Below are 15,128 nucleotides of genomic sequence, written 5' to 3'. Positions count from 1 at the left end.
ACAGGCGAACATCAGGTAGCCCATGCTCGAGCCCACAGCACCGCGAAGGACAGCACCGCTGGATACGCGCCATCAGGTCGAAACGCCGGAAGGGATCGACCTGCCACTGCGCCCCGCCGGGTTGATGGTGCGCGCGGTGGCGTTTGCCATCGATCTGGGCATTCGCGGCTTGATCCTCGGCGTGCTGTTCATCGCGCTGGCATTTCTCGGCAAGCTCGGCATGGGCCTCGGTTCCTTGCTGCTGTTTGCCATCAGCTGGTGGTACATGGTCTTGTTCGAGGTGCTGCGCCAGGGCCGCTCGCCGGGTAAGCAATGGATGGGTTTGCGCGTGGTACACGATGACGGCACGCCGATCGGCTGGTCGGCCTCGCTATTGCGCAACCTGCTGCGCTTTGTCGATCTACTGCCCTTCGGCTATTTCCTCGGTGCGCTCAGTTGCCTGCAACACCCGACCTTCAAACGCCTCGGCGATATTGCCGCCGGCACGTTGGTGGTTTACAGCGAGCGCCCGCTGAGCCGCCCGCAACTGCCTGACGCTGAACCTCGCCGCAGCCCCGTTCCGCTGACCTTGAGCGAACAACGCGCGGTGCTCGGTTTCGCCGAGCGTCAGGCTGAACTGTCACCCGCACGGGTCAACGAGCTGGCGGCATTGCTGGCGCAGCCGCTGCACATCTCTGCGCCCAAAGCCGTGTCTGAACTCAACGGCATCGCGCGCGGCCTGTTGGGGCCGAGCGCATGAAGCAGAGCCTGTTCGAAAGTCGCCACAAGGCCGAATGGGAGCGCTTCGCCGTGGCGCTCGAACGCCTCGAACACGGCAAGGATACGGCGCAAGTCAGCGATTTTCCCAAGGCCTATCGACGTCTCTGCCAACATCTGGCTCTGGCCCAGGCGCGCGGCTACAGCAGTTTTCTGATCGATTCGTTGCAACAACAAGTACTGCGCGGCCATCAACAGCTCTATCGGCATCGCAGTCGGCTCGGGGCGCAAATCATCAGCTTTATCCTCGCCGACTTCCCGCGACTGGTGCGCGAACAATGGCGCTTCGTTGCGGCCGCCAGCCTGTTGTTCTTCGGCAGCCTGATCGGTTTCGGCGTGCTGGTTTATCTGTTCCCGGAACTGATCTACAACCTGATCCCGGCCGAGCAGGTGCGCGAGATGCAAGGCATGTACGACCCCGTTGCCGGCCACCTCGGCCGCTCGGCGGAACGGGCGGCCAGCGAAGACTGGGTAATGTTCGGCTATTACGTGATGCACAACACGGGCATCGCCTTTCAGACGTTCGCCAGCGGTTTGCTGATGGGTGTGGGCAGCGGTTTTTTCCTGCTTTACAACGGCATGATCATCGGCGCGGTGGCCGGGCATCTCAGCGAGATCGGTTTCGGCCAGACCTTCTGGTCGTTCGTGATCGGTCACGGCGCGTTCGAACTGAGCGCCATTGCCCTCGCCGGCGCGGCGGGCCTCAAGCTGGGCTGGGCGCTGATCGCCCCCGGACGCCTGACATGGGGCGAGGCGCTGCGCTTGGCGGCGCGCAAAAGTGTGTTGCTGGTGTGTGGGGCCATGCTGTTCCTGTTGATCGCAGCCTTTATCGAGGCTTACTGGTCGTCGAAAACCAGTGTCACGCCGCTGACCAAATACGCCGTCGGCACCGCGCTGTGGCTGGCCGTCGCGGTGTATCTGCTGTTTGCCGGAAGGACCCGCCATGCGCCTGAGTGACGCCAGCGTAGTGATCCGCCCGCGCACGACCTGGGAAGCCATGGACCTGGGCGTATTGATGAGCCAGCAGCATCGGCGGTTGTTGATGACCAGTTGGGCGATCGTCACCCTGCCGCTGTTCGCCCTGCTCAGCCTGTTGCTGTGGGATTCGCCATCACTGGCGGTGTTCATTTTCTGGTGGCTGAAACCGGCCTACGAACGCCTGCCGCTGTACATCCTCTCCAAAGCGCTGTTCGGCGAAACCCCGACGCTCAAGCAAGCCTTGCGTGAATGGCCGCGCCTGCTCAGGCCGCAACTGCTGGCCAGTCTGACCTGGCGCCGGCTGAGCCTGAGCCGCAGCTTTGTGCTGCCGGTGACGCAACTCGAAGGTCTCGACGGCGAGGCCAGACAACAACGTCTGCAGGTGCTGCTGCAACGCAACGGCGGCGCCGCGCAATGGCTGACGTTTATCGGCGTGCATCTGGAAACCGCGCTGTGGATCGGCTTGATGCTGCTGTTCTACATGCTCTTGCCGCAGCAGATCGAAACCGACTGGGACTGGCAGTCACTGCTGCTCGCCGCTGATCAGGACTGGCGCTGGCTGGAGCACCTGACCAACGTTTTTTACGCGCTGATCCTGGTGGCCTGGGGACCGGTGTATGTCGCCTGCGGTTTCAGCCTGTACCTGAACCGCCGCACGCAACTGGAAGCCTGGGACATTGAACTGGTCTTCCGCCGTCTGCGCCAGCGCTTGAACAACGGCGTGCTCGGCGTGTTGCTGGGGGCGTGTCTGCTGCTGCCGAATCTGCAACCCGTGTGGGCCAGCGATGCGCCGGATGCTCCACGGTTGCTCAATCAGCCGCTGACCAGTCAGGCATCGCGCGACAGCATTCAGTCGCTGCTCGAGCAACCGCCGTTCAAGAACAAGGAAAGCGTCACCCGTTACCGCTTTGGCGACGACCCGGCGAGTCCGGCCAAAGACGCGCAAGCGGGTGAGGCTCCGCAGTGGCTGAAAACGCTGCTCGGCTGGCTCGACGGTCGGCACCTCGATACCCTCGCCGGCGTGATTGAAGTGCTGTTGTGGGGCACGCTGATCGCTGCGCTGGGCTGGCTGGTCTGGCGTTATCGCGAATTCCTCGGGGCGTTCGTCAACCGCCGCCCGAACCTGCCAGCGCGCAGCAAACCGCCGGCGTCGCCACAAGTCTTCGGCCTCGATCTGAACCGTGAAACCCTGCCGGATGACCTCGCCGCCAGCGCCGAACAATTGTGGCTGAGCGAACCTCGCGCCGCGCTGGGCCTGCTCTATCGCGGCCTGCTCAGCCGTCTGCTGCATGATTTCGACCTGACGCTGAAAGCCGCCGACACCGAGAGCCAGATCCTCAACCGCATCGAGCAATTGCAACGCCCGGACCTGCTCGCCTACAGCCGCAACCTCACTGTTCACTGGCAGAACATGGCCTACGGGCACCGAGTTCCAGCTGCGCACCTGCAAGCAGAGCTGTGCAACGGCTGGCGTGAATTGTTCGGCAAAGGATCCGGGCATTGAACCGGCGCATCGGCTGGTCGTTGGCTACGCTGGCGCTTTTGCTGCTTGGCGGCTTGAGTCTGTTCCTCTACCTCAAAGCCCGGCCCTATCAGGAAACCGTCGATCACGGCCCCTCGCCTGCCGCGCAAGCCAATCCTTATCTGGCGGCAGAAATGTTCCTGCGCGAGCGCGGCCTCGCGGTCAATCACGCCGAGACCTTGGCGGTGCTGCCGCAGATTGATCCGCACAGCCACACCTTGTTGTTGTTCGGCGAGCGCGCGCGGATGACGCCGCGTGAAGTCGATCAGGTGTTGAACTGGACTCGCGCCGGCGGACGCTTGGTATTTGTCGCTGAATCGCTGTGGGATGCGCAAACCGGGCAAAGCAATGATCTGCTGCTCGATAAGGTGCAACTGCACCAATCGCTGAGCAAGGAATTGAAAGATCCACCAGTGGACGTGGAAAAGGACCGCTTCCCGAAACTGACCAAACTGTACCTGGAAGACGAGGACGCGCCGGCCTACGCCGGTTTCGACACCGACTTCCACCTCGACGACCCGAACAATGTCGCGCAAGCCTGGGCCAACAGCGCCAAAGCCACGCACATGATGCAACGGGTGTACGGCCTCGGCACGATCACCGTGGTCACCGATGCCGAGCTTTGGAAAACCGGCGCTATCGGCAAATACGACAACGCTTGGCTGCTCTGGTACCTGAGCGCCGACACCGACGTCACGCTGATTTACAACACGGCGCACGATGGCTTGTGGACCTTGCTCTGGCGCTACTTCCCGCAGGCCATCGTCGCCCTGCTCGCCTTGATCGGCCTGTGGTTGTGGCAGGCCGGCGTACGCCACGGCCCGGTGCAAATGCCGGCGCCAGCGGGTCGCCGACAATTGCTCGAACATCTGCGTGCCAGCGCCGACTTCCTCCTGCGCCACAACGGCCAGCAGGCGCTGCTGCAAGCCTTGCAACAAGACATCCTGCGCCGCGCCCGCCGCCGCCATCCCGGTTTCGATCAATTGAATGTCGCCGAACAGTGGCTAGCGTTATCGCGCCTGACTCGGCAACCCACCCGCGCCATCAGCCAGGCCCTGAGCCCACGACCGAAGCAGCGTTTGTCCAGCGTCGAATTCAGCCGTCAGGTCGCTCACCTGCAAACCTTGAGGAACGCGTTATGACTGAACAGATCGAGCCCGGCAGCGCGACGCACGCCGCTCAGCAACGCCAGCGTGCCAGCCAGTTGGCGCAGGCAGTGCGCAACGAATTGAACAAGGCGCTGATCGGCCAGGAAGCGGTGGTCGACGATGTCCTGACCGCGCTGATCGCCGGCGGCCACGTGCTGCTCGAAGGCGTGCCCGGTCTGGGCAAGACCTTGCTGGTGCGGGCACTGGCGCGATGCTTCGGCGGCGAGTTCGCGCGCATCCAGTTCACCCCGGACCTGATGCCCAGCGACGTTACCGGCCATGCCGTGTATGACCTGCAGACCGAGCAGTTCAAGCTGCGCAAAGGCCCGCTGTTCACCAACCTGCTGCTGGCGGACGAGATCAACCGCGCCCCGGCAAAAACCCAGGCGGCATTGCTTGAAGCCATGCAGGAGCGTCAGGTGACGCTCGAAGGTCGCGCCCTGCCCATCGCGCAACCGTTCATGGTTTTGGCGACGCAGAACCCGATCGAACAGGAAGGCACCTATCCGCTACCGGAAGCCGAGCTCGACCGTTTCATGCTCAAGGTGCGCATGGATTATCCCGACGCCGATCAGGAGCTGAACATGGTCCGTCAGGTCTGTCGTTCGACCCGCGCCGACATGCTCGATGTGCAACCGCTGCGCACAGTGTTGCAAGCCAAAGACGTGCAGGCGTTGCAGCGTATTGCCAGCGATCTGCCGCTGGACGATCAGGTCCTTGATTACGCCGTGCGCCTGGCGCGCAGCACGCGCACCTGGCCGGGGCTAACCCTCGGCGCCGGACCGCGCGCCTCGATTGCACTGGTTCGCTGTGCCCGTGCCCGGGCATTGTTGCGCGGCGGCGAGTTCGTGATTCCGGATGACATCAAAGGCTGCGCGCTGGCGGTGCTGCGCCATCGCGTGCGCATCGCACCGGAGCTGGACATCGAAGGCCTGCAGGTCGATCAAGTGCTCGCGCAATTGCTCGATCAAGTGCCGGCGCCGCGCCTGTGAAACCCTCGCGTCTGCTGCTGATCTGGCTGGCGCTGCTGCTGTTAGTCAGCATTGTGCTCGGCGCCTTTCAGGCACTTGGCAGAGAGTTCCCGTCGAGCCTGATTTCGATCAACTGGGGGTTGCTCCTGGCGCTGTTGGCCTTGGCGGTTATCGACGCCGTACGTCTCAGACGCCTGCCCTCGCCGCGCATCAAACGGCAGATGCCCGGCAGCCTGGCACTCGGGCGCTGGGGAGAGGTGAAGCTGCAAATCGCCCATGAGTTTGCCGAGCCATTGTCCATTGGTCTCTTCGACCACGTTCCAGACGGCCTCGCGTTTGAACATCTGCCAATGCTTGTCGAGCTTCAACCCGGCCATGTCAGTCACATCAGCTACCGTCTGCGACCTCTCGAACGCGGGCATTTCAGCTTCGAACAGTGCGAAGTCAACCTGCCCAGCCCCTTGGGATTATGGTCCGGCAAACGCCTGCTCAGCGTCCGCGACGAGACCCGTGTCTACCCGGACTTCGCCCGGCTTTACGGCGGTGAGTTGCGCGCCGTCGACAACTGGCTCAGCCAGCTCGGCGTGCGCCAGCGACAACGTCGCGGTCAGGGTCAGGAGTTCCATCAGTTGCGCGAATTTCGCGAGGGCGACAGCCTGCGCCAGATCGACTGGAAAGCCACCGCCCGCCAGCGCACGCCGATTGCCCGCGAGTACGAAGACGAGCGCGATCAACAGATCATCTTCCTGCTCGATTGCGGCCGGCAGATGCGCAGTCACGATGGTGAGCTGTCGCACTTCGATCACGCGCTCAATGCCTGTCTCTTGCTCAGTTACGTAGCGTTGCGCCAGGGCGATGCGGTGGGATTGAGTACGTTCGCCGATGATCAACCGCGCGATGTCGTGCCAGTCAAAGGCAGCGGGCAACTGAACGTGCTGCTGAACACGGTTTACGACCTCGACAGCACACAGCATCCGGCTGATTATCAGGCCGCCGTCAACCAACTCCTGACGCGACAAAAGCGCCGCGCGCTGGTAGTGCTGGTGACCAATTTGCGCGATGACGATGATCAACTGCTCGGCGCGGTCAAACGCCTGAGCGCGCAGCACCGGGTGCTGGTGGCGAGCCTGCGCGAGGAAGCGCTGGATACGTTACGCCAGACGCCAGTGCAAACACTGCCCGAAGCATTGGCCCACTGCGGCACGGTGAATTATTTGAATGAAGGGATAGAACTCCATGAACAGTTGAATGCTCATGGAGTTGTCGTGATGGATGTTCGGCCCGCGGAGTTGGGAGCCGCGTTAGTGAGCCGCTATCTTGGCTGGAAAAAATCCGCCACGATATAGCGCGACCGCACGCTCAGACTACGACCAGAGTCAATGACATCTGGGTTGTTCCCACAGGGTTTTTCACGCTTGCACTGACAACAACCGAGCCAGTTTCAACAGGTTCGAAGACGACCTTCGACCATCCCTTGTCATCGCTGACAGTCCCTCTCAGCGGAACATCATCAACGGTCCAGAGCACGCTCATATCGACCACTGGCTCGGTCAGGTTTTTAACGACCTGCACTGCGATCGTCACAGGCTTGCCTACTTGCCCGATGAGGGGCACGGCATAAATGGAACGCAAGATAACGCTAGGCCGGGCAACCACGTTGATCTTTGCCAGGGAAACCGCGCCCGGATTCAGCCAGGCCTCGAGATCAAATTCCCCGACTTCAGCAGCCAGAAATGATGCCGGAGCGATCCCGTACTCGTCGGAAATCGATGTGGGCAGCGACTTTCCGGCGTATCGCCAATTGACCGGCAGGTTTGTTACGGGTGTGCCTTGCGGGTTGAGTTTCACCACTGCCCAGGCATTCACTTCGTCTGCACGATAGATCATTGCCCTGTCGCAACTGAGCGATTCAATCACCGGCACTTGCCCGGTATAGGTCAATACAGCCATATCCCAACCGGCCAGCCCGCCTTCAACGGTCGCTGACAGAACGCCGTCACTCAAACCCATGAAAGTCCAGTCGGCAATTCCCTCGTCATCGGTTACCGAGCTCACTATGTGCCCGCCAAACTCCCACGTCACGAGCACTCCGGCCAAGGGCTGTGCGGTCAACGCAGACACCACTCTCGCTTTTGCATGCACCCGGGGTTCGTCGGCAGACTGCCGGGCGTCGGACGGTTCATAAAGTTCTGCGATCTGCCTCGGTTGGGCGAGGACAAGATCCATTGCAATCGAAGCCGTATTACCAGCATCCCCAACTGTTGCGATGACCTGACTGGAACCTGGCGTTGTGGGAACAAAGCGTACTGTTGCCCTCCCGTAAAAGTCGGTCTCGGCGTTCAAAACGCCAAGGTCAGTGTGCGTAAATGTCACCAGCACCCCTGCCATGGGTTTTGCGCTGATGGACGAGACGACCTGGATCGTCTGTTCAAAGACATCTCCCCAAAGCAGCTGCGAACCGGCATTGCTGGCCGTCAATCCGATTTTCATCACCCGCGAACCTGCACCCTGCGACATCGCGTTGGTCGGCGACAGCCGTGCCAGCCGTTCGGCGCAAAGTCGCAAGGCGAAACTGCCGTCCGTGGAATCTCCCGCGCGCAACCCGAACCTTGCCATTCCATTCCTGACAACCTGCGCCACGCCCAGCTCTGGCTCATAGCTATTGCCCAGTACCGCAGGCGCAGTGCCGATATGCCCCATACGTACGGTCTGCCCGTTAAATTCTTCCGGGAAAAACGCCACGATACTGTGCCTGCCTTTACGACGGGGGAAACCGGTGGTGTCACCCCAGACCTGACTGGTCTGACCATCGAAACTGACGTTGACTCGAGGCCAGAGATCTTCTGCCAACGGTTTGAAGGTGGCGCTTCTCTGCTCTGAGGTATTGTCGTAAAGACTGAGCAAAGTGGCCTGCACCGTATGCATGTCGATGGTCGCGGGAAGCACGGCGAAGCCGGAATTGCCATCGCTGTCCGTGTTGACCACTACGGGGGCTGCGCCCGAGTGCCAGGTAACCGGCACATCGGCAACTGCCTCTGCGGTAAAACGCGACACCACATTAGCCCATGTCCAGGCCTGATCGAGATCGACTACCGGATCCACCGGTGACTCGAGTATGAAATTGAAACTCAAGGCGTTATGTCCCAATTCCATTGGTGTGACGGGTGCGAGGAATGCCAATTGGGGCAGGTTTGCAGCGAGCGCAAAGTCGCCCGCTTTTGTGCTGCTGCGCAAGTCGAGTTGCCAGAAAGCGCCCTCTGCACCAAGCGCTTGAGACTGCGCCAAGGGCGGACTCACGATCGCATTCAGTTCATCGGCAGGCGTTCCCGACCACTCCAGCGCTGCTGACAGGCCCACCAGCGGGCTTAGCTCATTGAGACAGACCGTAAACTGATGATCCGCACCGAGGCAGGGATATAGCTCCTGCCCATCGAGTGCTGCCGTTACCCGATCCAGCCTGACGCCAAGCTCACGGGTCAGATCCGGATTGATGAATCGCCCGCACAACTCGCGATCATCTGCAACGTCATCGGCCCGCAAACGCAACTCAAAGGGGCTGCTGCGACTGTCGGCAGCGCTGGAAGACAGGCTCCATGTCAGTCCATCAGCCCCCAGCGGGAAAGAAATGCCCGGATCAGCAGGTTTCAGGCCGATCAGTGGGTCGTTCTCTCGCCAATCAAGGCTGATGCGTTTGGTGCCGATCCATGGGCTGCCGGGAACAGGGGTGACCCTGAGAGTGTGCGTATGGCCATGTCGGCACAGCAGACCAATGGTCTGCAGATCGACGGCTTCGCCGTCCAGGGTTATTGCGACATGCTCTTTCCAGAGGCTGGTCGCAATTGCCTTCACGATGAATTCCTTCTCGCTCGGCTCGGCTTCTTCGTGAGCCTTGATGGTGGCAATGACGCGATGGTCTCCGGCACTTGCAGGCTGATACTGATGACTGGCCCAACCGCCAGTGCCTGTCAGAGTCATCGGCATGTTCCCATCCGGCTCCTTCCAGAAAACCAACGCGCCCTCTACCGGTTCACCTGTTCCTGATGTCGTCCTGTGCAGCACCTGCACCCACATCCGTGCACTTTCGTTTTCATCCACCACGCAAATCCTGTCAGGCCCCCGCACCTGACCGGGTATGACCACGTTGCGTGCCAGCGACATCGGTTTGGCAGGCGAGCCTTCCAACAGGTGGCCAGAGGTCAACCGCAAGGAAAATTGGCCATCCTGTTTGTCATCGTTATCCAGACGATAGGCAAGTAATCCATCCGCCCCTATACGAACAGGTATTTCGAGCGGCGGCGAAACAGTAACGCCCAGTTTCTCCGCAGGCTCGCCATTCCATCGCAGCGCCACCTCGGTGCCTCGAAGCACGTCGGGGAACCGGATCTGCAAATGCCAGGTCGTCCCGCGATTGGGGTAGCCCTTCAGTTCCCACGGCTGCTCGTCTCCGGCTTCAGTGATCGTGCGAACCTCCTTCAACGGGTCGGTCGCGAGGACCTTGACCTCAAAGACCTCCGTCACTGCGCCGCTAGCGTAATAGAGACTCTCGACCGAGGCTTCAATACGCACATCACCGGCAGCGCTCGGTTTTTGTTCAAACCAGGCCCAGCCCTCGTGATCGGTCGACGTCGTGGTTTTGACGTCAGTGTCTTTTACCGTCCAGGTGACTGTCCTTCCTTCCTGTGCCTTGTCGGTGTAATGCGAGCCAACGCAGACGCCGACCCTGATGGATTGGTCATACTCCATCACCACGTAATGCGCCGCCTCTTTCAGTTGAATGAACTTCAGGCGGTGGTCACCCAATGAGACCGGAATATCCAGCACGGGTGCATGGAACTCGTTTGATAACTGCAGGTTGAAAAGGTACGGGGGATCGCCGTCGATCTCTGGGCAAACCAGGCTCCAGGAGTCATCCAGCGGTTTGTCCTTGCCCCAGTCTGGATCGGCGACAATTGCGCCCTGCGGATTGGCTTTGTTGTGCAGGGACGCCCGCGTGCCCCGCCACGCATCATCCTGAGCATGGATGCATTTGAAACGATGCGCTGCCGAACCCAGCGCGCCCAGACAAAGAGGCACGGCACGGTCCAGTGGCAATTGCTGCCCGTCCAGTTCCAGGATCAACACCTGCGCCGCCGGCAAGTGCAACTGAAGATTGATCCGGGTGATACGCAACGAGGAGAAGTAGTCGCCCTCTTTGTTGACCGGACTGATGGCGTGGACTTTGAGAATGTGAGTGTCCACAAGCGGCAATGTCACATCCACTTGGTACGAGCGCGGTTTGAACAGGCGAGGCAGGCCAGCGCGCTGGCGCAGAAGATCGTCATGCCGATCACGGCGCACGCTCGGGTGCAAGGGAATTTGCTGGGTAACAGGCAGTCCGGCCACACTCAGCTCCAGCAGGCCCTCCTCCTCGTGGTCCATTTCACAAAGAAAGCTGATGACATACCTGACGTCATCGCTGGCGCTCTTGAACAAGGTGACTTCCTGATAAGCGGAAGAACCGTCGAGAGCAGACAGGATATTCACGCGCTCGCCACCCTCCAGTTGCTCTCCCTTGGTTACGACGTAGCTTGGGTTGACGGGCCCCCTTTTCCACTGCGCGAGGCTCTGAGAGAAGTCACCATTGATGATCAAATTCCGCTCGGCCTGAATACTGGAGTCAAGCATGATGATGGCTCCGTTCGGCATTACGTTGCAGAGCATTCACTCTGGCTTCAACCAGATTTTCCACCGCCAGGGTGAAGGTCGGCTCACCAGCCTTGGCCGTAAAACGGAGGGTAACAATGAGGTCTGTAATGGACGCAAGCACCGCAGATTGTGCCGGTTCGCGACACCGCGGAAAATGGATTTCCCAAGAGGAAACGGCCCCGGAAGACTCAAAGGCACGAAGCAGACCCGTATCCTGGTCCTCCATGACGCGCCCATCATCAGCAACCCCACTGGAAATACCGATTTGCTGTCCCGAGCGCGTATTGAACAGTACATCGGCAGGTGGCGTGGTGCTGTCGGGGTCATGCAGATATTCCACCGCCCGCGGCACTGGCCGAACCACGGTGCGACTGCCGGTCTGGGTCAACGTGGCCCTGAGGTTTTCGTAGGGTCCGAGCAATGCCGGGCAGTCCACTTCAACCGATCGGATCAGCCGGCAGTACTCGCCGGGATGGTCGCGATTGAAGTTCAGCTCACTTACAGAGAAGGCCAGCCTTCCGCCATTCTGCAGTTGTTCAAGCGCCTGCGCCCAGTTGGGGGCAGCAGCCTGAGGCTCGACCGCATCATCGAAGAGCTGCCTAACGGAAATCGTTTTGGCCCGCTCGATGGATCGCTTGAAGTCTTGCAAGTGATTGCTTTGCTCACGCATCAGAAAGTCGATCAACTGCTGGCCAGCGAGCAAACCGTGATGCTTCTCGGACCAGGCCTGAGGCAAAGGTGACTGTGAATCGTAATCACCGGTTTGCGCGATGCGCGATGCCTGGGCACTGATGCACAGACTGTAGGTTGCATCATAAGCCTGGTAGTACAACGCCTTGAGTTGTGCTAGCAGCCAGTCGTAAAGCTGGCTGTGGGCGGTGCGTTTTTGCAGGAAGTCGTACACGGCCATGGATTGGAGATTGGTTTGCAGGACTAATTGCAGACTGGCCCGGGCGGCATCCACAGCTATCACCTGCGCATTGATCTGCTCATCCAGCGCCTGCAGTTCGGCGAGTGCCAGGTTGCGTTGCAAACCCCACTCGCGGCGACGCAGACGATAGCCTTCGGTCACCGCTCTTTTTTCCGCATCTGCCTGTTTGCCCAGGGAGGCGATCTGCAAGCCCTGTGCGATGGCATGCAAAACACCTTCTGGAAAAGCATTGCCGTTGGCCGCGCCAAAGACTTTGGGAATGACCGAAATCCCCCCCGCAGCAGCCTGAACGGCGACCGAGCTCTGATTGAGTTCTTTGGCAGCGTGAAGGTCATCCATGACCTTGTATTCTTCTGCCGTGACGTTCTCGTCAAACCAGGCGGCGTATTCATCGGCGCGTTGCTTTACGGCGGCGTGACTTTGGCGCAAGGCCGCCAGCGTCGCATTCATCTGAGCCAGGGATTTTTCCTGAATGGCTTTCGTCCACTCGGCCTGTTCAACCAGATGCCGCTGCTGCAGCTCTACCTGTTGTGCCGTGTCGCGCTGTTCCATGAAGCGCAGCATCTCACTGCCGAGACTCTGCAGCTCTTGCGCAGAACGCAGTGCAAATTCACTGGTCACTCGCCAGCTATAACCGTTGATGACTGGCCGCCCCCCCATTCGCTGCGGCCCGGCGCTGCTTCCGGCAGCGAGATTGAGCAACAGTTGCGCAGGATCACCCGGCGGTTCATACACAGGCAGGTCGAGCGGTTTTCCGTCAATGGTCAACCAATGACGCAAGTTGTACAGGCGTTGCCCAAGTAATTGGAACAGCGTCAGCAAGCGCTCGTTGGTCGGCAGTTTGAATGGTGGGGTAGCCAGCAGCCCCATCACGGGTGCGAAATCAGCCGAAGGCGGCACGTCTGCAAGGGAATACAGATGCGTTCTCTCAAATGCTTCCAGCGTCGGGCGCGCGTCGCTCTTGTCAATCAGCGCGCCGAGCGTTTGTGTCTGCCAATCAGTCACCGAGCGCGACGAAGGCGGGTCGCCCATCAAGTTCTGGGCCTGCACGTAACACTCCTTGGCCAGCACCAGACTGTCCCGAGTCTGTTGGCGGTAATACCAGTCCCCTTCCTCGACCAGATTCTTGACGTACTCCAGGAAAGTCAGGATCTGAAAATGCTTTGGCGCCGCGTAACTGATGGCGTACGGATCTTCTTCCACCAGACACTCAGGGCCGGCATTGCCAGGACTCACCAACGGCCGGCAGCGCCAGTAGTCGCGTGGGTCGCTTGGCTGCGGGGTATCCGAAGCCTGCGCGATCGCTTGCGGATCGAACACCCTGCGCCACCAGGCTTCGGCCTCGCGATAACGATTTTCGTCGCGAAAGCGGATAGCCACCAGATGGATCAGATGGAAGAACAGTTCCCAGAAATACAGACCATTGGCACCATTGAAGGCACCGTTAGGCTCACTGACCGGCCCGGCTTCCGAGATCGGTTCAGGCAGAAACTGTGTCGTCCAGTCGAGCACCGCATCCACGGAAATGTTGGCGAGGCCGACCAACCGCGGACCGAAAAGCGAATTGAGGCGTACCCGTGCCAATGTTCCCGGCGTGTTGAAGGCCAGAAACTGCGCCGCGTCATGCCGATTCTTTTCCAGCACCGCAGGGTCGAAACCGACGATGGCGGTCATTGTCAGTACGAACTGTTTACGGCCATAGGTTGCAGAGGCAGTAGTCGCGCCGAAAGTGAAGGTAATGGGGCTGGTGAAGCCGCCTGAACCACGCGTGTAGGTAAGCCAGTCGGTGGCCCATCCACCGTCTGTCGAATACGCTCCACTGGTTTCTTTCGGATCCCCGACCGAGGGTTGGCTGGTCAGCGTCAAATCGAAATCAACGGTTGCCACGCCCCCGGTGCTATTTGGCCTGCAAATGCCCCTGACAAACAGGATGTCTCCCGTGGAGTGAGTCAGCATAAAAGCATCCAGTTCGTAGAACTCAGTCAACGTCCCGGGCGTCTGGACCGTCGTGACCATTTTTGGCCGGGTTTGCTCAGTCAACGAATGCTGGACCGTCAGAACGCTGTCGAAACGCTGCTCCAGCATTTCCAGCCAACCCTCTTCATAGGTCGGGACAGAGCGAAACAGCGTATCGCGCACCACCGGCGTCTGCGCTACAGCACCGTTGAAAAACAGCACGCCGAGAACGCCATTGGGCTGACTTGGGGTAACACGGACCGTGGCAATCAAACGGCTCTCGGCTGGCGGAGGCGCGTCGAGATCTCCAATGCTTTGCAAATTTGTTGCAGGCGACCAGTCTCCGTTCTGCGATTTGAAGGCTATGTTGATGTTTACCTTGTACGGAACATAGCCATCCTTGCCTTTGTCCCCGAGTTTTTCCGAAAGCTCAGCCCAGACCAGACACGGCCGACCGTTCCAGAACACCGGCCGCATATCCAACACGGTTCCGGTCGCCCCTGCATCGACCATCTCCCACTCGTTCCATGCCGCAGGGTTGACGTCGGTGCAGGTAGGCGTCAATTCGATCCGCGCTTCGCGCCAAAAATATCGATAAGGCGCAACACGCTCGCGGCCAACAAAGAAATAACGCCCGTCCACCGCGGTACTGCCATTCAGAAAAGCACTGATGACTTCCAGGTTGCAGACTTCTTCAAAGGACTTCAGGTAATTGCGCAAAGCTATCAATACCGAATCGCTGCTCAGCCGCGTCTGATTCAGATCCGTCATAAGCGTCTGGAACAAACGAGTCGTGCGCGGCCTTGCGAACGGTGTCATGAAGTTTTCCGGCTGGACGAGGAGCGACATCGAGGCCGACCAGCCCGAATAATTGCTTAGCAGTTTCCAGCGTTTCAGATCTTCTTCGGGAAATTCTGTTTCCGAATAACCCGGCTCAAGCTTGCGGTAGGCGGCGTTGATGAATTTCTGCGCGCAACTGATCGCCTCGGCACCCAGGGCACCAGGTACTTTCTGCGTGTCGAGTGAGTCCAGACGCAACAATTCATTCAGGTGCTCAGCGTTTCTTATGATCTTGAACCGACCAACGCTCTCGCCGAAATGGCCCAGGCAATAATCCGTCAACGCAGCGCGACGTTGTTCCAGCAAATCATTGATGATGCTTTGGCTCATGATCTTTACCT

Annotated in this window: 8 protein-coding genes; 6 read left to right on the top strand and 2 right to left on the bottom strand. The window is 59.9% G+C overall.

Going from position 1 to position 15,128, the window contains the following annotated elements:
• The first annotated feature begins 22 nt into the window (after positions 1-22).
• Genes AB4N47_RS02800 through AB4N47_RS02775 form a run of 6 tightly spaced genes read left to right on the top strand, consistent with a single transcriptional unit; the run spans position 23 to position 6,721 of the window.
• Positions 23-739 carry an RDD family protein gene (locus AB4N47_RS02800; RefSeq protein WP_341638934.1) on the top strand — a complete coding sequence of 239 codons (717 nt, stop codon included), beginning with the start codon at positions 23-25 and terminating at the stop codon, positions 737-739.
• On the top strand, positions 736-1,713 hold the full coding sequence (locus AB4N47_RS02795) for a stage II sporulation protein M (RefSeq protein ID WP_341638933.1): 978 nt from the start codon (positions 736-738) through the stop codon (positions 1,711-1,713). The genes AB4N47_RS02800 and AB4N47_RS02795 overlap by 4 nt, the downstream gene beginning before the upstream one ends.
• Complete coding sequence (locus tag AB4N47_RS02790; RefSeq protein WP_341638932.1) at positions 1,700-3,238, top strand: DUF4129 domain-containing protein; 1,539 nt, start codon at positions 1,700-1,702, stop codon at positions 3,236-3,238. Before AB4N47_RS02795 ends, AB4N47_RS02790 begins: the two co-directional genes overlap by 14 nt.
• Positions 3,235-4,398: a DUF4350 domain-containing protein gene (locus AB4N47_RS02785; protein WP_341638931.1), complete on the top strand. Its 1,164-nt coding sequence runs from the start codon at positions 3,235-3,237 to the stop codon at positions 4,396-4,398. The genes AB4N47_RS02790 and AB4N47_RS02785 overlap by 4 nt, the downstream gene beginning before the upstream one ends.
• The gene (locus AB4N47_RS02780; RefSeq protein ID WP_042607313.1) at positions 4,395-5,396 is read left to right on the top strand and encodes an AAA family ATPase; all 1,002 of its coding nucleotides are present in this window, start codon (positions 4,395-4,397) and stop codon (positions 5,394-5,396) included. The genes AB4N47_RS02785 and AB4N47_RS02780 overlap by 4 nt, the downstream gene beginning before the upstream one ends.
• Positions 5,393-6,721, top strand: coding sequence for a DUF58 domain-containing protein (locus tag AB4N47_RS02775; protein ID WP_341638930.1), 1,329 nt, complete (start codon positions 5,393-5,395; stop codon positions 6,719-6,721). Before AB4N47_RS02780 ends, AB4N47_RS02775 begins: the two co-directional genes overlap by 4 nt.
• A gap of 13 nt (positions 6,722-6,734) precedes the next feature.
• On the opposite strand, the gene AB4N47_RS02770 is transcribed toward AB4N47_RS02775, so the two are convergent.
• On the bottom strand, positions 6,735-11,039 hold the full coding sequence (locus AB4N47_RS02770) for an Ig-like domain-containing protein (protein WP_460154411.1): 4,305 nt from the start codon (positions 11,037-11,039) through the stop codon (positions 6,735-6,737).
• Positions 11,032-15,117 carry a Tc toxin subunit A-related protein gene (locus AB4N47_RS02765; RefSeq protein WP_460154410.1) on the bottom strand — a complete coding sequence of 1,362 codons (4,086 nt, stop codon included), beginning with the start codon at positions 15,115-15,117 and terminating at the stop codon, positions 11,032-11,034. The genes AB4N47_RS02770 and AB4N47_RS02765 overlap by 8 nt, the downstream gene beginning before the upstream one ends.
• Positions 15,118-15,128: the final 11 nt, after the last annotated feature.

The organism is Pseudomonas sp. S3_G06 (assembly GCF_054667565.1).
The sequence above is the reverse complement of the archived record's forward strand: the minus strand, read 5'-3'. Positions and strand labels throughout refer to the sequence as shown.

Coding starts and splice junctions, on each gene's coding strand:
- AB4N47_RS02780 (WP_042607313.1), top strand. CDS start 4,395: ATGACTGAACAGATCGAGCCCGGCAGCGCGACGCACGCCGCTCAGCAA.
- AB4N47_RS02770 (WP_460154411.1), bottom strand. CDS start 11,039: ATGCTTGACTCCAGTATTCAGGCCGAGCGGAATTTGATCATCAATGGT.
- AB4N47_RS02790 (WP_341638932.1), top strand. CDS start 1,700: ATGCGCCTGAGTGACGCCAGCGTAGTGATCCGCCCGCGCACGACCTGG.
- AB4N47_RS02765 (WP_460154410.1), bottom strand. CDS start 15,117: ATGAGCCAAAGCATCATCAATGATTTGCTGGAACAACGTCGCGCTGCG.
- AB4N47_RS02800 (WP_341638934.1), top strand. CDS start 23: ATGCTCGAGCCCACAGCACCGCGAAGGACAGCACCGCTGGATACGCGC.
- AB4N47_RS02795 (WP_341638933.1), top strand. CDS start 736: ATGAAGCAGAGCCTGTTCGAAAGTCGCCACAAGGCCGAATGGGAGCGC.